Source organism: Magnetofaba australis IT-1 (assembly GCF_002109495.1).
Lineage (GTDB): Bacteria > Pseudomonadota > Magnetococcia > Magnetococcales > Magnetococcaceae > Magnetofaba > Magnetofaba australis.
The window spans coordinates 179,055-201,999 of sequence record NZ_LVJN01000019.1 but is presented as its reverse complement, the minus strand read 5'-3'; the positions used below and the strand labels follow the sequence as shown (position 1 = coordinate 201,999).

19 protein-coding genes are annotated in these 22,945 nt (G+C 63.2%); 7 read left to right on the top strand and 12 right to left on the bottom strand.

Annotated features, from left to right (window positions below; genetic code table 11):
- Positions 1-510: 510 nt before the first annotated feature.
- Genes MAIT1_RS10335 through MAIT1_RS10325 form a run of 3 tightly spaced genes read right to left on the bottom strand, consistent with a single transcriptional unit; the run spans position 511 to position 3,666 of the window.
- Positions 511-2,541: an HD family phosphohydrolase gene (locus MAIT1_RS10335; protein WP_085442203.1), complete on the bottom strand. Its 2,031-nt coding sequence runs from the start codon at positions 2,539-2,541 to the stop codon at positions 511-513.
- On the bottom strand, positions 2,538-2,927 hold the full coding sequence (locus tag MAIT1_RS10330; RefSeq protein WP_085442202.1) for a DUF1987 domain-containing protein: 390 nt from the start codon (positions 2,925-2,927) through the stop codon (positions 2,538-2,540). The genes MAIT1_RS10335 and MAIT1_RS10330 overlap by 4 nt, the downstream gene beginning before the upstream one ends.
- Before the next feature lie 19 nt (positions 2,928-2,946).
- The gene (locus MAIT1_RS10325; RefSeq protein ID WP_143814772.1) at positions 2,947-3,666 is read right to left on the bottom strand and encodes a SiaB family protein kinase; all 720 of its coding nucleotides are present in this window, start codon (positions 3,664-3,666) and stop codon (positions 2,947-2,949) included.
- A 120-nt stretch (positions 3,667-3,786) separates the two neighbouring features.
- Between MAIT1_RS10325 and MAIT1_RS10320 the strand changes: the two genes are divergently transcribed.
- Both MAIT1_RS10320 and MAIT1_RS10315 read left to right on the top strand, forming a co-directional pair.
- The gene (locus MAIT1_RS10320) at positions 3,787-4,551 is read left to right on the top strand and encodes a substrate-binding periplasmic protein (protein ID WP_158089421.1); all 765 of its coding nucleotides are present in this window, start codon (positions 3,787-3,789) and stop codon (positions 4,549-4,551) included.
- Between the two features lie 167 nt (positions 4,552-4,718).
- The gene (locus tag MAIT1_RS10315) at positions 4,719-6,818 is read left to right on the top strand and encodes a SpoIIE family protein phosphatase (protein ID WP_085442199.1); all 2,100 of its coding nucleotides are present in this window, start codon (positions 4,719-4,721) and stop codon (positions 6,816-6,818) included.
- 30 nt (positions 6,819-6,848) lie between these two features.
- Here MAIT1_RS10315 and hypF read toward each other — a convergent pair whose 3' ends face one another.
- Together hypF and MAIT1_RS10305 are read right to left on the bottom strand one after the other, a co-directional pair.
- Entirely contained in the window at positions 6,849-9,128 is a 2,280-nt protein-coding gene (hypF, locus tag MAIT1_RS10310; protein ID WP_241893454.1) for a carbamoyltransferase HypF, read from the bottom strand.
- Between the two features lie 125 nt (positions 9,129-9,253).
- The gene (locus MAIT1_RS10305) at positions 9,254-9,493 is read right to left on the bottom strand and encodes a HypC/HybG/HupF family hydrogenase formation chaperone (protein WP_085442197.1); all 240 of its coding nucleotides are present in this window, start codon (positions 9,491-9,493) and stop codon (positions 9,254-9,256) included.
- A gap of 529 nt (positions 9,494-10,022) precedes the next feature.
- On the opposite strand from MAIT1_RS10305, the gene MAIT1_RS10300 reads away from it, so the two are divergent.
- From MAIT1_RS10300 to MAIT1_RS10280, 5 genes are read left to right on the top strand one after another with little or no spacing between them, the layout of a single operon-like run.
- Positions 10,023-11,207, top strand: a complete 1,185-nt coding sequence (locus MAIT1_RS10300) for a hydrogenase small subunit (RefSeq protein WP_085442196.1) — start codon at positions 10,023-10,025, stop codon at positions 11,205-11,207.
- A gap of 9 nt (positions 11,208-11,216) precedes the next feature.
- Positions 11,217-12,191 carry a hydrogenase 2 operon protein HybA gene (hybA, locus tag MAIT1_RS10295; protein ID WP_085442195.1) on the top strand — a complete coding sequence of 325 codons (975 nt, stop codon included), beginning with the start codon at positions 11,217-11,219 and terminating at the stop codon, positions 12,189-12,191.
- Positions 12,181-13,332: a polysulfide reductase NrfD family protein gene (locus tag MAIT1_RS10290; RefSeq protein ID WP_085442194.1), complete on the top strand. Its 1,152-nt coding sequence runs from the start codon at positions 12,181-12,183 to the stop codon at positions 13,330-13,332. The genes hybA and MAIT1_RS10290 overlap by 11 nt, the downstream gene beginning before the upstream one ends.
- A gap of 9 nt (positions 13,333-13,341) precedes the next feature.
- Positions 13,342-15,045 carry a nickel-dependent hydrogenase large subunit gene (locus tag MAIT1_RS10285; RefSeq protein ID WP_085442193.1) on the top strand — a complete coding sequence of 568 codons (1,704 nt, stop codon included), beginning with the start codon at positions 13,342-13,344 and terminating at the stop codon, positions 15,043-15,045.
- A complete protein-coding gene (locus tag MAIT1_RS10280; protein WP_241893471.1) occupies positions 15,045-15,536 on the top strand; it encodes a HyaD/HybD family hydrogenase maturation endopeptidase in 492 nt (163 codons plus the stop codon). The genes MAIT1_RS10285 and MAIT1_RS10280 overlap by 1 nt, the downstream gene beginning before the upstream one ends.
- 256 nt (positions 15,537-15,792) lie before the next feature.
- On the opposite strand, the gene nhaD is transcribed toward MAIT1_RS10280, so the two are convergent.
- From nhaD to nuoB, 7 genes are all read right to left on the bottom strand, one after another.
- Positions 15,793-17,253 carry a sodium:proton antiporter NhaD gene (gene nhaD / locus MAIT1_RS10275; protein ID WP_085442191.1) on the bottom strand — a complete coding sequence of 487 codons (1,461 nt, stop codon included), beginning with the start codon at positions 17,251-17,253 and terminating at the stop codon, positions 15,793-15,795.
- A gap of 363 nt (positions 17,254-17,616) precedes the next feature.
- Entirely contained in the window at positions 17,617-18,069 is a 453-nt protein-coding gene (locus tag MAIT1_RS10270; RefSeq protein ID WP_085442190.1) for a universal stress protein, read from the bottom strand.
- Between the two features lie 115 nt (positions 18,070-18,184).
- Entirely contained in the window at positions 18,185-18,688 is a 504-nt protein-coding gene (locus MAIT1_RS10265; protein WP_085442189.1) for a ferritin family protein, read from the bottom strand.
- 81 nt (positions 18,689-18,769) lie between these two features.
- The gene (locus MAIT1_RS10260; protein ID WP_085442188.1) at positions 18,770-20,557 is read right to left on the bottom strand and encodes an FAD-dependent oxidoreductase; all 1,788 of its coding nucleotides are present in this window, start codon (positions 20,555-20,557) and stop codon (positions 18,770-18,772) included.
- A gap of 1 nt (position 20,558) precedes the next feature.
- The gene (locus MAIT1_RS10255) at positions 20,559-21,737 is read right to left on the bottom strand and encodes an NADH-quinone oxidoreductase subunit D-related protein (RefSeq protein ID WP_085442187.1); all 1,179 of its coding nucleotides are present in this window, start codon (positions 21,735-21,737) and stop codon (positions 20,559-20,561) included.
- 1 nt (position 21,738) lies between these two features.
- Entirely contained in the window at positions 21,739-22,302 is a 564-nt protein-coding gene (locus MAIT1_RS10250; RefSeq protein ID WP_241893452.1) for an NADH-quinone oxidoreductase subunit C, read from the bottom strand.
- Positions 22,275-22,916 (bottom strand): NADH-quinone oxidoreductase subunit NuoB, encoded by a 642-nt coding sequence (gene nuoB / locus MAIT1_RS10245; RefSeq protein WP_085442185.1) that lies wholly within the window; start codon positions 22,914-22,916, stop codon positions 22,275-22,277. Before nuoB ends, MAIT1_RS10250 begins: the two co-directional genes overlap by 28 nt.
- Positions 22,917-22,945 lie beyond the last annotated feature (29 nt).

Sequence of the window (22,945 nt, the reverse complement as noted above, 5' to 3'; positions counted from 1 at the left end):
AGTGATTCTCAATAACAAGACCACTCCAGATCCAGCCCCTGCACACAGCGCCGACTTTGACTCACTCCTGTTATATACTGAGTCGAATTCAAAATTGGACATTGGCGATTTTGAGAATGGAAGATATCGAGGGCTTTGCCCTCGAACTCCCAAGATCAACAGCCACACCGTGATACGGGCCATCCATGGCCCTCAGCCTACGGGCTCGCTGCGCGAGTCCGATTTGGCGTTCCTGCCAAATCGTGGGCGCCGCCCACACCCGCTGGGGCCCCAGGCCCCAGACCCCGCCGTCGGCCAGCCGACGGCCAATAGTTAGCGCAAGCTGGACCTACGTCACGCAAACATTAGTCGTTCTGTGCAGTTTTGGTTTTGATTTATTATAGTTTTAGATGCAATCGGTTTGGCGAAATTTCCGGATTCCTGCTCAGTGATTTCCATAAAAAAAGTCCCACGCGAATCTGCGTGGGACTTTTTTTTTACATGCAAGACGCGATCAGACCAACGCCGCCGTCAACTCTCCTGGCGGCTCAAGAACTTGCTGATATCCACCTCATCAATCTGCTCGGGAGGCAGGAAGCGCTCGGCATACTGGGTGTAAATGCCTTGGCTGAGGAACAGATCAAACAGCTCGGCGTCGATATGCTGATCGTTGCGCATAAAGGACATGATGCGCAGCGACTCGCTCAAGGTCTTGGGCTTCTTGTACGGGCGGTCGGAGGCGGTGAGCGCCTCAAAGATATCGGCGATGGCCAGCATACGCGCTTGCAGCGTCATCTGCGCGCGCTCCAGCTTCTTCGGATACCCCGTGCCGATCATGGTTTCATGGTGGCCGCCGGCCATCTCGGCGATATTCTGCAACTCCGGCGGGAAGTGCAACTCGCCCAGCATCACCATGGTGTAGATGATGTGCTCGTTGATCTTGAAGCGCTCCTCATTGGTGAGGGTGCCGCGACCGATGCACAGGTTATACAGCTCGCCGTAGTTATACAGATTCTCCGGGATATCGATCTTCAGCCCCAACGCTTCGGGATCGTACGAAATGGGCGATTCGCTGCGGTCCACCACATGTTCAGGCTTGTCGCACAGCAGCTGCTCGGTGGCGGGCAGCGGGGCCGATTCGCCGACCAAACGGCGGGATTCCGCGTGAGAGATGCCCAAACGGTCGTCGAAATAGCGCTGCCAGGTGATCTGCGCAATCTGTTTGAGACGCTCGACCCGCTCCGGGCTCATGAACTCGCCGCCCACATTGCACTCGGCCACAAAGGCGAAATCATCCTGCAACTGCGCAAACGCCGCATCGCGCCGCTCGGCCAGCACGGCGGGATCCTCTTTGCCGTCGAGCATGCCCTGCAGATAGGCGATCTCGGCGTCGCGCCGCAACACCTCAAAACGGGTGCGCACCTCGTGCATGCGGTTGTAGATGGTCTCCAGCTTGGTCGCCTTGTCCACCACATACTCCGGCGTGGTGACCTTGCCGCAATCGTGCAGCCAGCCCGCCAGATGGAAGGCGCGCCAGTCGGACTCATCCATGTCGAAGGCGCCAAATGGCCCCTCCTTGGCGTCACAGGCGGCCTGGGCCAGCATTTTGCCCAGCTCCGGCACCCGCAGACAGTGGCCGCCCGTATAGGGGGACTTGGCGTCAATGGCCGAGGCCAGCACCTGGATGATGGATTCGAACAGCTCCTCCTGAATCTTGATCAGGTTCAGGTTGTCGAGGGCCACCGCGCCCTGCGCCCCCAGCGCTTCGACAAAGCTGACCAGTTCGGGATCGAACGCCTCCACCGCGCCGGTATCGGCGTTGATGGCGTTGATCAACTGCAGTGCGCCAATCACCCGCCCCTCGCGCGCCTTGAGCGCCACCGTCACCATGGAGGTGGTGCGATAGCCCGAAGCAGCGTCGAATTTCTTCGCCCCGGAGACATCGAACTGGCCGGTGTCGCCATACAGGTCATCCAGGCGCACGGTCTCGCCGGTGAGGGTGACATGGGTGGCGACATACTGATGAATGGGCTGTCCCTGCTCGTCATACAGCGGCAGTTTAAACGCCGGCAACGCATCGTTGCTGGACATGTAGGCGAAGCTTAAGGTGTCGTCTTCATTGCGCACATAGAGGGTGGCGCGGTCGGCCTGGGCGATCTCCTTGCCGCCCATGAGGATGCTGCGCAACAGGCGGTCCGGGTCCTTCTCCATGGACAGCGCGATGCCCAACTCCACCAGTTTTTCCAGCTTCTTTTGACTCAGCACCAGATCGCGGGTGCGCTCGGCCACCTTCTCTTCCAACAGCTCCGCGTGGCGCTCCAAGGTGGCGTGGGCCTTCTGCAACTCGGCGCTGTGGGATTCGATGCGCGCCTGCGCCTCCATCAACTGCGCTTCGTTGCGATCGCTCAGCTTGACCAGACGCTTGGTGGTCTTGAACAGCTTTTTGTAATCCTTGAGCAGCGTCTCAAAGGCGCCGGAGAGCTGCGATGCATCGCCGCTCTCCAACAGGGCCTGCCCGGTGGCGAGGACCGCCTCCTCCTCATGAAACGCATCGAAGCTCATGCCTCTTCCACCTCAACCAGATTGAACTCCGCCTCCTCCAGATCCTCGCCAAACTCCTCGCCCAGTTCGGCCATATTGTCGTCGTCGGCCAGGTGGCGCCAATTGATCACCACCGTGTTGCCGTTGGAAGCGGCCTCTTCGAGCATATCAAAAATGCGCATCAACACTTTGGCGGAGCTACTGTTGAAATAGACCAGTTCAAAGTCGAAGGTGATGGCGGCCCCCTCCTGGGCGCGCAGATGGCTCTGCAACGACTCAATGGGCGCGCCAAAAAAGGCGCTGACATCCTCCGGATAGGACTCGCCCTTCATGGAAAAGCGCTGCGCGGCGAAATCAAACCGCAATTCGGGGGCGCGTTCGGTCGCTTCAATCACAATATTTTCCATCAATCCACTCCTGCTTGCGCTAGATATAGGCTGTCAGCGCAAAGAAGGCCTCCCCCTCTTTGAGTTTGACAAAATCATAGTCCAAACCACCGGTGGCGCGGCGGGCGATATCCAACAACCCCACGCCTGCGCCTTTACTGCCCTCGGGCGTTTCGCCGCGCAAAATCTCTTTGTACAGCGTTTTCAGACCTTTGGCATCCAGCGTTTGAATATGCTCAAGTTTATCGCGCATACGCGCCACTTCATTCTGGTCAATGACATTGCCACACGAAACATAGCGTTTGCCATCCACCCGGCCCACGGCGAAAACGCCAAAGGCCATTTCATTAAAACCAAATTCACCGTTCTGCACGGTAATGCGCTCGCGCGAGTAGCGGATCACGTTCTGCACCTGTTCAACGAACAGGCTGAACATGTTGCGCGCCACGCTCTTCTCCTCTTCCTCTTCACGCAATTTCGCTTTGAGCGCCTGACCAACGCCCACCAAAATCTCCTCTGTCACATACCCGGAATAACAAAAAACCACCTCTTCATGATCCATGCCCCGCCTGTAATCCAGCAACTCCTGCGCGTTCATGGCGTTCTCCACAGACTCATCAAATCCCCTCACCGTGTAAATCAAGTTCATCCCAATATATGAGTGCATAGTGTCCTGCGCGCCTGAGCGCATGTCAAGCATTGCGCACACCCGCAAAAACATCCTGCAAAAGCAAAAAGATTGCCATCCTCTTTCGGCCACGCAATCCGCGCGCCGTGCTAGAGATTATCCCCATGACATGATATAAGTGGGATGTTTAGCCCGTTGTTGCATTCCTGAAACAAAACGCCGAACCACCCGATGCGTCGCAAGGGAGCCGCCATGACCTCTTCCGTCTTGCAACATTTCGCCCTGCGCCTGGGCGCACTGGCCGCACTGTGCGCTCTGCTGCTCCCCAGCCCGGCGCGCGCCGCAGATACGTTGGAGTTGCTGGTGTTTGAACGCCCGCCTTACTACGTCAAACAGTTGGATGGCTCCATGGGCGGCTTGGTGGCGGGACGCGCCGGCGAGGCGTTGCGTCGCGCCGGCGTCACGCCAATCTGGAAAGAGGTCGCCTCCAATCGTCATCTGAGTAAGATCAAGCGCAACCGCAAAGCCGCATGCGCGGTGGGATGGTTCAAAAACCCCGAACGCGAAACCTACGCCAAATTCAGCGACCCCATCTATCGCGACCGCCCCATGGCCGCCCTGCGCCGCGCCGAGGACGCCCGCTTTGACAAACTCACCTCTCTGCACGACCTACTGGCGGCGCAAGAGGTCAAACTGGGCATCAAACTGGGCTTTAGCATGGGCGCAGAAGTCGACGCCATGATGGCCGAACTGAAAACGCCGACAGTCAAGGTGGCGCAGGACAACATAGGCCTATTGCGCATGCTCTCCCATGGCGAAATCGACTACATGTTCGTCGCCGCCGAAGAGGCCGAATCGTTGCTGGGCAAGTTCGAGCGCGATGGCAAGAGTCTGACGGAGATGCACCCCGAAGGGGCGCCCGAGGGCAACAAACGCTATCTGCTGTGCAGCCAGAAGACCCCCGACGCCTGGATTGAAAAGGTCAACGCCGCCTTGGCGGATATGACGCCCAATTGATTGGCTGTGCGAGAGAGTCCAAGCATGGGCACTCCCTTCGGATCCGACGCCTTGGCCAGACTGTTGACCAAGCGCATGGTGAGAAAGGCGAAACTCCCGACGCTTTCTGTTCATAAACAGTCTGAATTCGACCGCATTCATTCGCCTGTCAACAGCGGACGCGCCCCATGAAATTGCGCTATAAACTCCCGACGCTGATTGTCGCCGGGGTGATCATCAACACCGTGCTGCTCAGTTCGTTGGCCTATGTGTTCATGGCCGACGCCTTGCGCGTCGCCAAGATCGAGACCTTCTCGGCGCTGCGCAATGACCGCATGAATGCGCTGCGCAAATTCCTTGAGACCACCGAGCGCGAACTGGCCGCCTTCAGCAGCGGCTCCGGGGTAAAGAACGCGCTGTTTGAGCTGGACGCCGCCTGGGCCGAACTGGAGCCGGGGAAGCGCGCCCAGGATCTGCGCGCCCTGTTCCCCGCCGCCCAACCCGAGGGCGTGGCCTCGGCCATGCCGTCGCCGCCGCCGCCAGGACTGGACACCTATTTCCTCACCCATCGCCGCATTCACCCCTGGTTCGCCGACGTCACCCGAGAGCTGGGCTATCATGACATGATGCTGGTCAACCTGGATGGCGACGTCATCTACAGCGCCATCAAAGGGGAGTATTTTGCTCTCAATCTAATCTCCGGCGGCGCCATGAACAGCAAGATCAGCCGCCTGGCGGATGCCGCCCTGCGCGAGGATGGCGCCAGCCGCGCAGAGCTGTTCGCCGACTTCACCCCCTACGCCGGCGATGACGAGATCCCAGTGGCCTTTCTGGCCGCGCCGATCCTGGACGGCGGCGAGAGTGTGGGCGCCCTGATCATCGGCCTGCCGCTGACCGCCATTAACGCCATCATGCAGTCGGAAGAGGGGCTGGGGGCCAGCGGCGAGACCTATCTGGTGGGCGACGACTTCCGCTTGCGCTCCGACTCCCGCGTGGACAAATATCAGCGCGCCCTGCGCGCCTCCCGCGACACCCCGTTGGTATTCCGCGCTCTGAGCGGTGAGCGCGCGGTGGAGCAGGGCGTGGGCATGCATGGCCGTCCCAGCCTGATCGGCTTCCAGGCGCTGGCGTTCCGTGGCGTCACCTGGGTGCTGATGGCGGAGATCGACATCGATGAGATGGAGGCGCCGGTGAATCAGTTGCGCCGGGTGCTGTTGGGGGTCTCGGTGCTGGTGATGATTGGGCTGGCGCTACCGGGCCTGAGCATGGCCCAGCGCATCGCCATTCCGCTGGGACGCATCGCCCAGGCCTTCATCGACTTCGCCAACACCCACAAGGCCGAGGCGATCCCTTACACAAATCGCGCCGACGAGGTGGGCGATCTGGCGCGCACCTTTGTGGACGTCAGTAGACAGATGGCCGAGAATATCGCCGCCCGTCAGCGCGCCCAGGAGCAGTTGGAGGACGCCTATGCGGTGATCACCTCCAGCATCAACTACGCCAGCCGCATCCAGCGCGCCATTCTGCCCGAAGAGCAGACCTTCAACCGCCTCTTCTCCGACTTTTTCATTCTGTGGCGTCCGCGTGACGTGGTGGGCGGCGACATCTACTGGGCCAGCAAGTGGCGCGACGGCGTCATCATCTGCCTGGGCGACTGCACCGGCCACGGCGTGCCCGGCGCGTTCATGACCCTGATCACCACCGGGGCCATGGACCGCGCTCTGCTGGAGACTCCCCAGGGGCGCCCGGATCTGTTTCTGCAAACCATCCACCAGGCGGTGCAGCGCACTCTGGGCCAGGATGGCGAGAGCGGCGAATCTGACGACGGCATGGAGTTGGGGGTGTGCTACTTCCCCCCCAGCGGCGACCGCATGCTGTTCGCCAGCGCCCGTTTCGACCTGTTCATCATCGAAAACGGCCAACTGACCGACCTCAAGCCCACCCGCAAGGGCATCGGCTATCGCGGCATCCCGTTTGATCAGACCTACAAACTCAACGAGATCCCCATGACGCCGGGCAAGCGTTTCTACATGACCTCCGACGGGTTGATCGACCAGATCGGCGGCAAGAAGCGTCGCGCCTATGGCAAGAAGCGCTTCCGTGAGCTGCTGCTCTCCCTGCAGAAGACGCCGATGTCCCAGCAGGAGGAGCGCATCATGGAGTCATTGGTGACGTATCAAGGGGGGGAGCGACGCCGCGATGACGTGCTGGTGATGGGCTTTGAAGCGCGCGGCGGGATTGCTGATGAATCCAACGCGCCTCCGTCAGAGCACGCGCCGACGGCATAGAGCGCGGCCCCGGGCGACCGCCGCAGCCGATTACAACCTTGGCGAGGCCAGCGCCTCAAAGATCTGACCGGCGGCCAGCCCGGCGTCGTTCATGGGGATCTCGCGCCCCACATGGGCGTCAAACCCGGCCCCGCGCAGCGCCGTGAGCGCCCCTTCGCACAGCATCCGATTCTGAAACACGCCGCCGCCCAGCCCCACCCGCAGCGCGCCAGGGTGATCAGCGGCGACGGCCTGAGCCTGAGCCAGCAGCGCGGCGATGAGCGTGGCGTGGAACAGGCCGCTACGTGCGGCGATGGCGTGATCCGCATCAGCCATGGCGGCGACCAGCGGCGCCCAATCGCTGACCCAAACCCCCTCGGCATTGCGCGCCAGCGGTAGATCCAGCGGCGCCGACGCCGCATCGCACACCGCCTCCAGCATCATCGGCCCTTGCCCTTCAAAACTGGCCTCGAGGCACACGCCGCACAGCGCCGACGCCGCGTCGAACAGCCGCCCCACGGCGCTGGTCACCGGCGCGTTGATTCCCCGCTCCCACGCCTGTTTCAGCAACTGGAGCGCCTCACGTGACAGACCGGGAGTCGCGAATGGTTGCTGCAGACTCCAGCAAAGCGCCGCCGCGCTGCGCCACGGCTGCCGCGCCGCCGCATCGCCGCCGGGCAGGGCGAACGGGCGCCAACTACCGACACGCTTCCAGGCGCCGGGACGCCCCAACAGCGCTTCGCCGCCCCACAGCGTCCCGTCACGGCCCAATCCCACCCCATCCCAGGCGAAGATCAGCCAGTCGCCGTCATACTCCGCCGCCAACTCTCCGGCCATCGCCGCCGCATGGGCTTCGTGGTGATACACCGGAATCAACGGCAGATCCTGCGCCCGCGCCCACTGGGTGACGCTGTAGTCGGGGTGGGCGTCGTGGGCGATCGCTTCGGCGCGCACGCCGTAGAGCTGCTGCAACTGCGCGGCGGTGGTCTCAAAAGTGCGCATGCCGCGCTGGGTCCCCGGATCGCCGATATGGGGCGAGAGGATCAACCGCTCCCCCCACGCCAGCGCCAGGGCGTTCTTCATCTGCCCGCCAACAGCCAGCAACGGACGCGCCACCGGCTGCGTCAGACGCAACTCCAGCGGCGCGCAGCCGCGCCCCAACCGCAGCGGACGCGGCGCGCCGTCGATAATGCGGAACACGCCGTCGTCGGCGGGGCGGCGGATGGGCCGATTGTGGTGCAGATAGGCCTGCGCCACGTGGGCCAGACGCGTCTCCACCTCGGCGTTGTCGGTGAGCACCGGCTCGCCGCTGATGTTGGCTGAAGTGCACACCAGCGCGGCGCCGAAATCCTGCGTCAGCAGATGGTGCAGCGGGCTGTAGGGGAGCATTAGCCCCACCTCCCCTAAGCCCTGCGCGATCCCCTCACACAGCGGCGCATCAGCGCGTTTGGGACACAACACCACCGGGCGCAGCGGATCGCGCAGCGCCTCGGCGTGGACAGGAGTTAACTCCGCCAGCGCCCGCGCCGCCGCCAGGCCATCGGCCCCACGCAGCGGCGGCATCACCGCCAACGGCTTATGCGGGCGCGGCTTCAGATCGCGCAATCGCGCCACCGCCCCAGCGTTGGCGGCGTCGCAGATCAGGTGATAGCCGCCGATGCCCTTGACCGCCACGATGCGCCCATCGCGCAGCGCCGCCACCGCGGCGCGCAGCCCCGTCTCATTGCCATTGAGACGCACGCCATCCTGCATAAAGGTCAGCTGCGGCCCACACGTCGGACACGCCAGCGGCTGGGCGTGAAAACGGCGATCCAGCGGATTCTCATACTCGGCGCGGCAGTCGTCGCAAAGGGGAAACGCCGCCATGCTGGTGTGGGGGCGGTCATAGGGTAGATGGTCGATGATGGTGTAGCGCGGACCGCACTGAGTGCAGTTGATGAAGGGGTAGCGGAAGCGTCGCTGGTTGGGGTCGCGCATCTCCGCCAAACAGTCGTCGCAACAGAACTGGTCGGGCGGGATACCCGCTTCCGCCGGATCGCCCTCGGCGCTGTGGTGAATCACAAATCCGCTGAGGCCAATCTCGACATCGATGGTTTCACGCCCCGCCACAGTTGGGCGCGCCAGCGGTGGAGCTTGCGTGGTGATGGCGTCGATGAACGCCGTCAGAGCCGTTTCCGGCGCCTGCGCCACAATCTCCACCCGCCCGGCGGCGTTGCGCACCCAGCCCGCCACCCCATACTGGTGGGCGATGCGATAGATGAAGGGGCGAAACCCCACCCCCTGCACGCGACCGATGACGCGCAGACTCACCGCCGCCAACGCATCAGCCACGCCGCGCCCCTGCATCGTCCGCTCGTAATCGAGGATATGTTGCAGACCGCAAAAGAGTTTTTTTCATAGAGTCAAACTATCAGAGCCCACACAGGCGCCAAAAGGGCAAATGCGCGCCAGCACCATTACAAATCGCACGTCCCCAGCACATCCGGCACGCTGTCATACACCTCCCATGCCGCCTGCGCCTCCTCCTCCGTCATCTTCTCATGGGCGTAGCCCCGCTGCACCATGACATACTCTCCCACCGCCAGGGGTTCGCCCTGCAGCATCAGCAGATTGACCTCACGCCGCACCCCTTTGGCCTCACACTCGGCCAGCAGTCCGTTGAGGCGGATGATCTTCATCGGTATGCCCAGACACATGACCGTCCCCCTTCCCAACAAGTTTGCCACAATTGGCGCTGTTGGCGGAGCAAATATCAGAAATTTCTTATACGCTAATAAAATCTATTGAATCTATATTTGAGAATATACTACACTTCTAATGAATGCAAAGCATATCGCCAGTCTATGATCAGAGTTTCTCAAGCTTGATCATGGAGTTGAGGATATTGCAAGCATGGGTGAGTTGGAGAACAAACGCCTCCCCGGGCGATGGACGGAACGGATTTCGGCGACCGTTCCGCCAAACAACGAGTCGGATATCAGGCCTGACAGGCCGCCCACCGCCTCTGCAATGCCAGCCGCTATTCACCACGCAGTTTGGAGAGCGTTTATCGGGTGAACACCAAAAAGGGGGGAAGCGCGAACGGTCGATGAAGACGCCAGGGTTGGCGCTCTGATCGATCCAGGTTTGATCGCCGCGCTGCGGCGAGCCGGTTCGCGCACTGAGCAATAGAGCGTTCCGAGGAGGTCTTGGGATTCACCCTGACCGCTTCTTCAGGAGGCCGACATGCTTATCCATGCCCCCGCGCCCGCGTCGCGATCCCACGCGCCCGAGACGTCTGTTCTGCCGGTAGGCATCGACAGACGCGGATTCCTCAAGCTCTGCACCACCGTGGCGGCCACTCTGGGTCTGCCCTACAGCGCCGGAGCCAAAATCGCCGCCGCCGCCACCGCGCCGGATCGTCCCATCGTGCTGTGGCTCTCCGGCCAGGAGTGCACCGGCTGCTCCGAGTCGCTGCTGCGCGCCGACCACCCCACGCTCGAACATCTGCTGCTCGACGCCCTCTCGCTGGACTACCACGAGACCCTGTGCGCCGCCGCCGGTCATCAGATCGAGGCGCTGCGCAAGGACACCGTGGAGAACAAAAAGGGGCGCTACGTGTTGGTGGTGGAGGGCGCCATCCCCCTGGCCGATAACGGCATCTACTGCAAAATCGGCGGTCGCACCATGATCGATCTGGTCACCGAAGCCGCCGAAGGCGCCCTGGCCATCATCGCCATCGGCTCTTGCGCCTCCTGGGGCGGCGTGGCCGCCGCCAGTCCCAACCCCACCCACGCGGTGGGCGCGCCCGAGGCCCTGAAGGGCAAAACCGTGGTCACCATCCCCGGTTGCCCGCCCAACCCGCACAACTTCATCGCCACCGTGCTGCATCTGCTCACCTTTGGCAAAGCGCCCGCCCTGGATGACAAGGGGCGGCCGCTGTTCGCCTATGGCAAACGGGTGCACGACCACTGCGAACGCCGCGCCCACTTCAACGCCGGTCGCTTTGCCGAACGTTTCGGCGACGAAGGGCACCGGCAGGGTTGGTGCCTCTACAAACTGGGCTGCAAAGGCCCGGAAACCTACGCCAACTGCCCCAGCCTGCGCTTCTCCGACGGCGCCGGCGGGGTGTGGCCGGTGAGCGTGGGCCACCCCTGCTTCGGCTGCACCGAACAGGGGGTGGGCTTCAGCAAGGGCATCCACCAACTGGCCGAGGTGCAGGAGAAGCTGCCGTCCGGGGTGCATCCCAATGTAGATGAGACCCGCGGCCAGGGGGTGACCACGCTGACCGCCGCCCTCACCGCAGGCGCTGTGGGCGCGGCGGTGGGCGCGGCGGGCGTGGGCCTGTGCAAAATGGAGCGCCGCAATCTGTCGTGCGAACTGCCGCCCGATAAGAGCAGCGACGCCGCCCAACGCAACAGCAAGAAATAGGAGGCGGCCATGGCCATCACCCGACGTGGATTCGTCCTCGGGGCCGCCGCCAGCGCCGCTGCGGCGCTGTCCCACCCCACCCCAGCCCAAGCCGGACGCGCGCCCAAGGAGCGCATCCCCGGCGCGCTGGGCATGCTCATCGACACCACCCTGTGCATCGGCTGCAAAGGGTGTCAGAACGCTTGTAAACGGGAGCTGGGGATGCCCGCCGACTCAGAGGGGCGCGACGACGCCCCCGAGTCGGCGCTGTACGACATGCCCAAAGGGCTCTCCCACACCACCGCCTGCGTCATCAAGCAGAGCGATGCGGGCGACGCGGCTAGCTTCGTCAAGCAGCACTGCCTGCACTGCGTGGATCCCTCCTGCGTGTCGGTGTGCCCGGTCAACGCCATGATCAAGGACCCGGTCACCGGCATCGTCAGCAACGATCCCGACCGCTGCATCGGCTGCCGCTACTGCGTCTACGCCTGCCCCTTCGGCGTGCCGCAGTTCGACTATGTGAGCGCCTATGGCCGCATCCACAAATGCGAAATGTGCCCCGAGCGCCGCGCTGCGGGCGAGCTACCCGCCTGCTGCGACGCCTGCCCCACCGGCGCCACCCTGTTCGGCCCGGTGGAGGAGCTCATGGTCGAGGCCCAGCGCCGCTTGAACGCCAAACCCGGCGAATCTCTGCTCTATCCGCGCGGCGATTTGAGCGGGCGCAAACAGGGCCATGAACGCCCTGCGCCGCTCTACATCCCCGGCGTCTATGGCCAGCGCGAACTGGGCGGCACGCAAGTGCTCTATCTGGCGGGCCAGCCGTTTGAACAACTGGGGCTGCCCACCGATGTGCCCGACGTCAGTTACGCCACCGTCTCCGAGGGCATCCAGCACGCCATCTACAAGGACATGATCGCTCCCACAGTGATCTTTGGCGGCCTGCTGGCGCTGATCCACCGGCGTGAGTCCCACGCCTCCGATGAGGAGAAGCGCGATGACCATTAACCATCGACCGTTAGGCGGGCCCATACTCACGCCGCTGTTCCTCGCCTTCGCCGTCATTGCCCTGGCGGGCGCGGTGGTGGTGATCGAACGCTTCGTGCTGGGTCTGGGCGCAGTATCCAACCTCAACAACGGCTACCCCATGGGGCTGTGGGTGGTGTTCGATATGGTGATCGGCACCGCCATCGGCTGCGGCGGCTTCGCCATGGCCCTGGTGGTCTACGTGATGAACCGTCGCGAGTATCACCCCATGATGCGCCCGGCGCTGCTGGCCGGGCTGTTTGGCTACGCCCTGGGCGGCTTCTCCATCGTCGTCGATCTGGGGCGCTACATGAACATGCTCAACATCTTCGTCCCCAGCCTGATCAACCCCAACTCGGTGCTGCTGGAAGTAGCGCTGTGCGTGTCGGTCTACGTGACGGTGCTGGCGGTGGAGGTCTCCCCGGCCTTCCTTGAAGGCTTGGGGCTGGGCTGGCTGCGCAAACCGCTGCGCAAAGTGATGTTCATCTTCATCGCCCTGGGAGTGCTGCTGCCGCTGATGCACCAATCGTCGCTGGGCACCCTGCTCACCTCGTTGGGCTATCAGCTCTCGCCGCTGTGGCAGACGCAGACGCTGCCGGTGATCTATCTGCTCACCGCCATCGCCATGGGTCTGGCCATCGTCATGGCCAAGGGCGCGTTGATGGCTCAGGGCGGCACCATGGAGATGGGGCTGCTGCACCGCCTGGCGCACCTGCTGCGCGCGCTGCTGGCGGTGTTCCTGTTGATCCGCTTTGGCGACCTGATCTGGCGCGGCGCGCTGGGCCTTGCGCTGGCGCCGGAGTGGAAGTCATTCACCTTCTGGCTGGAAAACGGCCTCTTCTTCGCCGCCCTGGCGTTCATCTGGCCGGGCGCGCGGCGCTCGCGCCACTGCCCGTGCCGGGTGCTGTTTTCCGCCATCTCCACCCTGCTGGGCGGGGCCATGCTGCGGCTCAACTCGTGGCTCATCGGCTACACCGCAGCGGGCGCGGATTGGCGCTACTACCCCTCCATTCTGGAGCTGGTGGTGACGCTGGCGGTGATCTCCTTTGAGGTGGTCGCCTTCCTCTACCTGGTCAAGAAGTTCCCGGTGATGCCGGACTTCGAACACCCGACACATGCGTAGGAGGTTGTCATGACTCAACGTATCGTCATCGATCCGGTTACGCGCATCGAGGGCCACCTGCGCATCGACTGTGAAATCCAGGATGGGCGCGTGGTCAAAGCGTGGTCGTCGGGCCAGATGTGGCGCGGCATCGAAGAGATCCTCAAGGGGCGCGACGCCCGCGACGCCTGGGTCATCACCCAGCGCATCTGCGGCGTGTGCACCACCGTGCACGCCATCACCTCGGTGCGCGCGGTGGAGAACGCGCTGGATATGGAGATCCCGCTCAATGCGCAGTTCATCCGCAACATGATCATGGCCGCCCACGGCGTGCATGATCATATTGTCCACTTCTATCACCTCTCGGCGCTGGACTGGGTGGATATCGTCAGCGCCCTCTCCGCTGATCCGGCCAAGGCGGCGCGCTTCGCCGCCGGTCTGTCGGACTGGGCGGGCAGCTCCGAGCAGAACCTGACGGCGGTGCAAGATAAGCTCAAAGCCTTCGCCGCCTCCGGGCAACTGGGCATCTTCGCCAACGGCTACTGGGGCCACCCGGAGATGCGTCTGTCGCCGGAGGCCAACCTGATGGCCGCCGCCCACTATCTGCAGGCGCTGGAGATTCAGCGCAAGGCCAACCGCATCGTCGCCATCCTCGGCGGCAAAACCCCGCACATTCAGAATCTGGCGGTGGGCGGCGTGGCCAACCCGGTGGACCCCGATAGCGCCGACGCCATCAATATGGAGCGGCTCTATCGCATCAAACAGTTCATCGACGAGCTGGCGCTGTTCGTGCGGCAGGCCTACATGGTGGACGTGGCCGCCATCGCCGCCAACTACCCCGAGTGGCTCACCATGGGCGCGGGCGTGACCCATGCGCTGTCGGTCCCCGACATGCCCATCGACACCCGCGGCGCTGAGTGTACGCTGCCAGGCGGCTTCCTCAAGGATGGCGACATCGCCCAGTTTGAACCCATCACCGGCTTCCATGATCCAACTTTTGAGAGCGCGGTGCTGGAGAGCAGCAAACACGCCTGGTACGCCGACGACGACAAACCGCTGCATCCGTATGAGGGCAAAACGCGGCCCAACTACACCGACTTTGCCGACGACGGCAAGTATTCGTGGGTCAAAGCGCCCACCTACAAGGGCGAACGCGCCCAGGTGGGGCCGCTGGCCAACGTGCTGGCCATGGTCGCCGCCAAACATGAGCCCACCACGCGCCACCTGAACACCCTATTGGGCACGGTCAAGGGGTTGATCGGCGCAGAACTGCCGCTTACGGCGCTGCAATCGACTCTGGGCCGCCATGCGGCGCGGGCGGTGCGCTGCGCGGTGCTGCTGGAGTCGCTGGATGATCAGTGGAACCGGCTGGTGGCCAATATCAGGAAGGGCGATCTGGAGACCTTCAACCAACCGGAGTTTCCCAAGGGCGCGGTGCAGGGGTTCGGCTTCCACGAAGCCCCGCGCGGCTGTCTGTCCCACTGGGTAGTGGTGGAGAAGGGCAAAATCGTCAACTACCAGGCGGTGGTGCCCACCACCTGGAACGCCGGTCCGCGCGACCAGGAGGAGCAAGCTGGACCATATGAAGCCTCCCTGGTGGGCAACAGCGTGGCCGACCCGGAACGTCCGCTGGAGGCGCTGCGCACCATCCACTCGTTCGACCCGTGCCTGGCTTGCGCGGTGCACATGGTGGATCCGCAGCAGCGCGAACTGACCAAGGTGCAGGTGGTGTGATGAACATCGTGGTGCTGGGATTGGGCAACCTGCTGCTCAGTGACGAGGGCGTGGGGGTGCGGGTGGTGGAGGCGCTGGCGCGCCGCGCCCCGCCCCTGCCCGATTGCGTCACCCTGCTCGATGGCGGCACGGCGGCCATGGATCTGCTGGATGAGCTGTGCGCCGCCGACCACCTGATCGTGGCCGACGCCATCAACGCCGAAACGCCGGGTGAGTTGATCACCCTGCGCGACGGCGAACTGGGGGCCTTTTTCCAGACCAAGATTTCACCGCATCAGGTGGGTTTCGCCGACGTACTGGCGGCCATGACCCTGCTGGACGGTGCGCCGCAGAGCATTGTGGTGCATGGGGTGGCGCCGCTGAGCCTGGAGACCGGCATGGCGCTGACCCCCTTGATTGCCGGGAAGGTCGAAACGCTGTGCCAACGGATCGTAAAGGAGATCAACACACTGCTGATTGATGCGCGCCAAGCACAGGCAGAGAGTGTATGAACCTCTGCCACAACCACACTCTGGCGCGCTGTGGCGGTCTACAGAGAGCCGCAAGATTTCTCTGCTCACCCCGACCGCCTGTCTCACGAAGTCAGGTATGCGCTGCTGTTGATGGCGGCGACCGCGCTCATTGGCTCAGAGCTGCCAATGCTGGTCACGCGGTCCCGCCCATGGTGGGATCAACGCATCGGGCGCATACTGGCAGGCGCGGGTCCGTCGATCGTCGAGCGACGGACCCGCGCCACTCCATGAAGCATCAGGGTTTGAAGAAGTGCGCGTTGAGCACGAAGTGCGTGGCGATGCCGCCCGCATAGCCCAAAGCGATCACAGGCGTCCAGCGCAGGTGGGTAAAGAAGGTGTAGCGCCCACGGGATTGCCCCATCAGCGCCACCCCGGCGGCGGAGCCGATGGAGAGCAGGCTACCGCCCACCCCCGCCGTCAACGTCACCAGCAGCCACTGCCCCAGATCCATCTGCGGCTGCATGGTGAGCACCGCATACATAATGGGGATGTTGTCGATCACGGCCGAAAGCACGCCCACGGCGATATTGGCCGCCGTCGGTCCCCAGCCGGCGTACATCGCCTCGGAGATCCACGCCAGATAGCCGATCATACCCAGACCGCCCACGCAGAGAATCACGCCGTAGAAGAACAGCAGCGTATCCCACTCAGCCCGCGCTACGGCGTTGAAGCTGTCAAAGGGGACGACCCCGCCCAGATCCTCATCGGTGACTTCGCGCCCCAGGCGACGGGCAATGGCGCGTCGCGACTGCTGATTGCCAAAGGTCTTGCGCAGATAGAAGCTATAGAATTTCAGATACGCCAACCCCATCATCATCCCCGCCACCGGCGGCAGGTGCAGGAAGTTGTGGAAGCCCACCGCAGTGGCGATGGTGGCCAGGAACAGGCCGATGATCACCAGTCCGCCGCGTTTGACAAACACCTGTTCATCGCTCTGCGCCGGCGCGCCCTGGGGTACGAAGAAGTGCATCACTGCGGCCGGCAGCAGGAAGGTCACCGCCGAGGGGATGAACAGATGGAAGAAGGTCCAGAAATCCACCACCCCCTTCTGCCACACCATCAGCGTGGTGATATCCCCAAACGGACTGAAGGCGCCGCCGGCATTGGCCGCCACCACCACATTGACGCAGCCCAGAGAGACAAAGCGCGGGCTCTCCTGACCCACCGCCAGCAGCACCGCGCACATCAGCAGAGCAGTGGTGAGGTTATCGGCCACCGGCGAGATAAAAAACGCCAGAATGCCGGTCATCCAGAACATCATGCGGTAGTTGAAGCCGCTGCGCACCAGCCACGAGCGCAACGCCTGGAACACCAGCCGCTCCTCCATGGCGTTGACGTAGGTCATGGCCACCAGTAGGAACAGGAACAGCTCGGCGTATTCGAGGATATTGTGGCGCATGGCCGCTTCGGCCACATGGGGCAGCCCATGTTGACTATAGGCAAAGGCGATCATTCCCCAGATCAACCCGGCCGCCAGCAGCACCGGCTTGGATTTGCGTAGTTTGATCACCTCTTCGCCCATCACCACCAGATAGGCGACCACAAACAGCATCACCGCCAGATAGCCGGTGGCGGTATGGGTCAGATCCAGCTGGGTCTCAGTGATTTCCGGCGATGCGGAGGCCCAGGCGCCGCCCGCCAGCGCCACAACCCCAAACAGAGACACGAACAGAGCAATCAGTCGATGGAGGCGCATGGAGATAATGGACGCAGTAAAGGGTGGAGGTGCGGTCTTTTCACAGACCGCACAGGAGGAATCCAGTCATCACACAAGGCAACGCAATTCACGCGCCATACTGGGGCGCCCGCCTCAAAAAACTCACGCCGAACGCCATGCGCGACAACGACGCCAGGGAAGATCTTCACAAACCGCGCGCCAAATCTGAAATTTCAGATGCAAAGAGACGCGCGCAGTTCGATCTTCCGGCACACGACGCGCCACGCATCGGACTGTGCTGATCATTGCCTTGTGCGCACAACTGCAGGCGACGGCTCTCGGCTGTTTAGCAGAGTCTACGCCTTGTGCGCAAGCATCGGCGTTCACGCCTGCCCACACGACTTATTTGGGCAGCGGCACCACCATCAGCGGCTGCTTGAGCTTATCCAGCAGTTTGTCGCTGCGGTTGCCAAAGATGACCTTGTAGAGCATGTCATGGCAGTGGCGACCGATGATGACGAACTCCGGATTAATGGCGTCCACCTCTTTGAGCAGCTTCTCTTCCAGCTGCCCCTCCACCATCACCGCATGACAATCCACGCCGCGCGCAATCAACTCATCGCGCTGGGCGTGAAGCTTGTGGCGCAGCTCTTTGAGCGCCGCCGCCGCATCGCGACGCGGCTGGCCGTCATCCACCTCGTTGCCTACATAGGCCGGTCCGCCCTTGGCGTCATGTGGCGGGACCACGTGCATCACGTAGAGGCGCCAGCCCATGCCCTTGGCCAACTCCTCGGACAGGGCGATGACCGGTTTACAGCTATCGGTCAGGTCCGTCAGCGCAATGATGCTTTTCATGGCACACTCTCCTGTCGCTTCCGGAGTCCCCGCTGCGCTTTTCTTCTGGCCGTCCCCCCCTCAACCCAAGCAACGGGCTGAAGCGGACAGAGCTTAAAAGGCTCTGCGGCTAGACTCACACACCACCACTATGAACGATTTCATAGTAGCGCTTCTCCAACTCCTGCTTGTGCCGGGTCTCCTCATCAGCCAGCCAGATGAACAGCTCCTGAATCGGTCCCGGCTCCGTCGATGCCGCCAGGGCTTGATACTGCTCCATGGCGGTGTGCTCGCGGTAGAGCGCATACTGCAACACCGCCTGATCGTCAGGCTTCTCGCCCAACTCCGGCAGGTGCACGGCATCAGAGAAACGGCCATCGCTCTCGGGCGTCTCCACCATGGCCTGAATCTGCTCGGCCAGATCGGCGCGCGCGCGCAGCTCGGCGAACAGGTCGTAGTGACGCTGCTCCTCGGTCGCCAGCTCCTCCACCAGATAGCGCAACGGCTTGCTCACCTTGTTGACCAAAGCGCCGTAGAAGTCCCGCGCGGTGCGCTCGAACTCGGTGGCCACGGCGAGGATATCATCCAGGCTCTTCTTATCCTTGAGTTGATTGAATCCGCTGCTTGGCGCGCCATTCATGGAAACCCCTCCCTTGTGCTGCGTTGAATGCGGGGCGCTCAGTGCCCAACAACTTCAGTGTGAGCCGCCGCGCCGATGCTTTCAAGCGCCTTTCAGATACGCATCCACACTGGCCGCCACGCGGTGGCCGTCGGCCACGGCGTGAATCACGTCGGGGCCATGCACGCAGTCCCCCGCCGCCCACAACCACGGCTCCGAGGTGCAGCCATCGGCGTCGGCCTTGATGCGTCCGCGATTCCACTCCAGCGCCTCGGTGAGGGCCTCGCCCAGCAGGCTGACGTCGGACATCTGACCGATCGCCTCCACCACCATGTCGGCGTGGTGGATCCGCGCGTCGGACTCATCGTACGACGGCGCAAAGCGGCCATCCTTGTCGAAGATGGAGAGCACCTTGAAGGTCTTCAGCCCCACCAGACCGCCGTTGTCATCCAGCACGATTTCACGGGGTCCGCGCGCGTCGTAAATTGCGATGCCCTCCTCGCCGCACTCGCGAATCTCGTCGGGGTCGGCCAGGAAGTGGGCGCGATCCTCCAGCGCGGTGACGGTCACGTCCAACTTGCCGTAACGTTGGGTCTGCAAGCGGCCCATGCTGCGGGCGATGTCCATGGCCACGTTGCCGCCGCCGATCACCACCAGCTTCTCGGGCACGACCACCTCTTTGCCCTCGGTGATGTCGCGCAGCAGATCCACCGCCTTGGTCACCGCCGGATGCTCGCTGCCGGGGATGCGAGTGCCGCGTCCCAGGTGCAGACCGATGCACAGCGCCACCGCGTCGAACTGCTCACGCAGCTGCTCCATGGTGATGCTCTCGCCCACACGGGTATTGCAGTGTAACTGCGCGCCCATATCCAGAATCACCTGAATGTCGCGATCCATCACGTCATACGGCAGACGGTATTCGGGAATGCCGTAGCGGAACATGCCGCCCGCATGGGGCCGCGCCTCGAAGATCTCCACCGCGTGGCCCATTTTGGCCAGATCGAAGGCGGTGGTCAGACCCGCCGGACCGGCGCCGATGATGGCCACCCGCTTGCCGGTGGCCGGAGCCGCCGTCCCCGCCGCCTGCTGGAAGTCCGCAGCGGTGGCGTTGTCGGTGATGTGGCGCTTGAGCCAACGAATGGCGATGGCCTCGCCCTCGTGGGCCGAGGCGCAGGCGTCTTCGCACTTGTGGGTGCACACCCGTCCGCACACCTGCGAGAACGGATTGGTCTCATACAGCAGCGACACACCGCGGGTGTAGTCGCCGTCGCGCACCGCTTCGATGTAACGGGGGATGGACATGTGCGCCGGGCAGGTGGCGATGCACAGCCCGCAGGAGACGCAGCGGTCGGCCTCGGCCAGCGCCTCCTCCACGGAGTAGCCGTTGACGATCTCGGCAAAACCGCCGATGCGCTGTTCAGGCTCCATTTCGCCCATATGGGCGCGCTTGGTGGGCGTCAAACGATGGCCTTCGGCGCGGGTGTAACCCTTTTCACAACTGTCCCACGCCTTCTTGTCCACCCCGGGGATGAAGCGGTAGGCGTCGGGGTCGCTCTCCACCCAGGTGTAGTGGTTGGACATGGTCAGCGAACTGGTCATGCAGACGTCCACGCACAGCGCGCACCAGCAGCAGCGCCCGTAGTCGATGCGCGGACGCAGCCCGGAGTTGCCGGAGACGGTCTCGATCCCGTCCACCGCCACCATGTCGATGGCGGCGTTCTGGCAGATCGCCTCGCAGGTGCCGCAGCCGATGCACAGCGCCGCATCGTTCTTGTGGAAGCCGCGATAGCGGTCCGCCGCTTCGCGATTGAGCGGATCTTTGATGGTCCCCGGCTCCCGCAGGAGGTTCTTCCAGGCGGTCAGGGGCGAGAGGATATCGCGCAGGGACATGTTATCTCTCCACCTCGGGCGGATAGGTGTGCAGGGAGACCATCAACCCGGCCACATCGGAGATGTTGAGGTTGACCATCATCATCTCCAGCAGCGCCACGGCGTGGGTATAGGACGGACCGCGCACGTTGATGCGACGCGGATAGCCGCTGCCGTCGGTGACCACGTAGTAGCCATACTCGCCGCGCGAGCACTCGCCGCGAATGTAGGTCTCGCCGTGGGGGATCTTCCAGTGCAGCACGTTGGGCAGCTTGGCCATCACCGGGCCGCTGCGGGGCATTTTGATGAGAATCTGACGAATCAGATCCACTGATTGCAGGATGTCGCGACGGCGCACATCGGCGCGGGTATAGATGTCCCCATCCTGGCCGGTGATCGCCTCCAGCTCCAGCTCGGGATAGACCAGATAGGGCTGGTCCAGGCGCACGTCATTGGGGCGGCCACAGGCGCGGGCGTTGGGGCCGGTGACGCCATAGGGCTCGATCCATTCGGGCTGAATCACCGCCTGACCCACGGTGCGCTTTTTGAACACCGCGTTGCAGAACATCACCTCCCACACATCCTTCATCACCCGTTCGATCTCGCGCAGAGTCTCCTCCATGCGCTGCTCGAACCCTTCGGGCAGTTTGCCGCGCACGCCGCCGGGCATGATGTACATGTGGTAGATGCGCGCGCCGGTCAGCTCCTCGAAGCGATCCAGCATCAGATCGCGCACGTAGGTGGTCCACTGCCCGGGCATGGCCATGCCGAACGCCCCCGCCTGACCGCCCATGTACATCAGGTAGCTGTTGATGCGCCCCATCTCCAGCACCATGGCGCGAATCCAGCGCGCCTGCTCGGGGATCTCCAGGCCCGCCAGCTCTTCGATGGCGGCGGCGTAGCAGTATTCGTTGAAGTCCGGCTCTGGCACGCAGACGCGGCAGACGATGGGGAACACCTGGATGAAGCTGCGCCGCTCCATCAGCTTCTCGAAGCCCCGGTGCAGATAGCCGACGTGGGTCTTGGCCTGCACCACTTCGTCGCCGCACACGGTCAGCTCCACCGACATATTGCCGGTGATGCCCGGATGCTGCGGACCGTGCCACAGTTTCAGGTATTTGCCCGAAGTCAGGTCGATATCCAGCGAGCCATCTTCGCGCTTGGCCGGGTATTGGGTGCGATCGGGATGATAGTCGAACATGTCACGCCCCCTCGGGATAGAGTTTGCGCTGCATGTACTCTTCCGGATCTTCGCTGGCGCGGCCCGGGCGATTGGTATAGGTCGCCTCGGCGTAGGCCAGGGTGTCGAAATCACGGCGATAGGGCGGAATCTCGGCCCACCCTTCGAGGATGAATTCGTCATCCACCCCGGGGCTGCCGGGGAAGTCGATGCCGAACATCTCCTTGAGTTCGCGCTGATAGGTGGCGGCGGTGGCCCACATGTCGTGGATGCTCTCCATGGTCGCGGTTTCGCGGTCGATGAAGCAGCGCAGCCCCACGTCCAGCGCAGCGGCGCGGTTGTGCAGCAGATAGGTGAGCTGAAACCGCCCCTCCTCCATCCAGTCCACCGCGGTGAGCAGCACCAGATGGGTGAAGCCCTCGTTATCGCGCAGGTGGGCCAGGGCCGGGCGCACATGGGCCGGGTCCACCGTGACGAACCACAGGTCCGCGCGGCGTTTGTCCAGCTCGCCAAGCGCGCAGCGAGCGCTCAGATTTTTGAGAATCGCATCCATGGCCATCACCAGTTGTAGTCCGGCATGTCCCAATCCAGAATCACCTTCTTCTGGTTGGCTTTGTACCAGTCAAAATTCTCCGCATAACGGTTGGCCCCTTCGGCCTTGCCCGCGCGAATCAGCGTTTTCAGATCCTCAAACCCCGCCAGCAGCGCCTCCGGGCGCGGCATGCAGCCGGTGATGTAGAGATCCACCGGCAGGTAGTCGGCCAGCTGCTTGATGGTGTTGTAGGAGTCCCAATACATGCCGCCGTTGATGGTGCAGGAGCCCAGCCCCACGACATATTTGGGGTTCTGCATCTGCTCGTAGGAGCGCACCACCCGCTTGAGGGTCTTCACCGACAGATAGCCGGAGATGACAAACAGGTTGGCCTGACGCGGGGTGGCGCGCCACTGCACGCCGAAGCGGTAGGCGTCGAAGCGCGGCGTCATCAGCGGACGCATCTCGATGGCCCCGCAACCGGTGCCAAAGCCCAGAATCCAGATGGAGTTGGCGCGCGCCCAGTTGAACAGATCCTCGACGATCTGCATGTAGGCGGGCGGATGAACCTCCGGGCGGGCGTCACAGTAGTAGTCGCGCAGCGGCTCGATCTCGATGGACTGGCCGTCGGGCGTGGTGACTGTGCGTTTTTCCAATTCCTCTTTCATAGCGTCCTCGGACTGCTCTTAAGTCTTTT

Bases quoted from the DNA above. Each gene is read 5' to 3' on its own strand.
- MAIT1_RS10335 (WP_085442203.1), bottom strand. From the start codon at position 2,541: ATGAGCTTCGATGCGTTTCATGAGGAGGAGGCGGTCCTCGCCACCGGG.
- MAIT1_RS10330 (WP_085442202.1), bottom strand. From the start codon at position 2,927: ATGGAAAATATTGTGATTGAAGCGACCGAACGCGCCCCCGAATTGCGG.
- MAIT1_RS10320 (WP_158089421.1), top strand. From the start codon at position 3,787: ATGACCTCTTCCGTCTTGCAACATTTCGCCCTGCGCCTGGGCGCACTG.
- MAIT1_RS10315 (WP_085442199.1), top strand. From the start codon at position 4,719: ATGAAATTGCGCTATAAACTCCCGACGCTGATTGTCGCCGGGGTGATC.
- MAIT1_RS10305 (WP_085442197.1), bottom strand. From the start codon at position 9,493: ATGTGTCTGGGCATACCGATGAAGATCATCCGCCTCAACGGACTGCTG.
- MAIT1_RS10300 (WP_085442196.1), top strand. From the start codon at position 10,023: ATGCTTATCCATGCCCCCGCGCCCGCGTCGCGATCCCACGCGCCCGAG.
- hybA (WP_085442195.1), top strand. From the start codon at position 11,217: ATGGCCATCACCCGACGTGGATTCGTCCTCGGGGCCGCCGCCAGCGCC.
- MAIT1_RS10290 (WP_085442194.1), top strand. From the start codon at position 12,181: ATGACCATTAACCATCGACCGTTAGGCGGGCCCATACTCACGCCGCTG.
- MAIT1_RS10285 (WP_085442193.1), top strand. From the start codon at position 13,342: ATGACTCAACGTATCGTCATCGATCCGGTTACGCGCATCGAGGGCCAC.
- MAIT1_RS10280 (WP_241893471.1), top strand. From the start codon at position 15,045: ATGAACATCGTGGTGCTGGGATTGGGCAACCTGCTGCTCAGTGACGAG.
- nhaD (WP_085442191.1), bottom strand. From the start codon at position 17,253: ATGCGCCTCCATCGACTGATTGCTCTGTTCGTGTCTCTGTTTGGGGTT.
- MAIT1_RS10270 (WP_085442190.1), bottom strand. From the start codon at position 18,069: ATGAAAAGCATCATTGCGCTGACGGACCTGACCGATAGCTGTAAACCG.
- MAIT1_RS10265 (WP_085442189.1), bottom strand. From the start codon at position 18,688: ATGAATGGCGCGCCAAGCAGCGGATTCAATCAACTCAAGGATAAGAAG.
- MAIT1_RS10260 (WP_085442188.1), bottom strand. From the start codon at position 20,557: ATGTCCCTGCGCGATATCCTCTCGCCCCTGACCGCCTGGAAGAACCTC.
- MAIT1_RS10255 (WP_085442187.1), bottom strand. From the start codon at position 21,737: ATGTTCGACTATCATCCCGATCGCACCCAATACCCGGCCAAGCGCGAA.
- nuoB (WP_085442185.1), bottom strand. From the start codon at position 22,916: ATGAAAGAGGAATTGGAAAAACGCACAGTCACCACGCCCGACGGCCAG.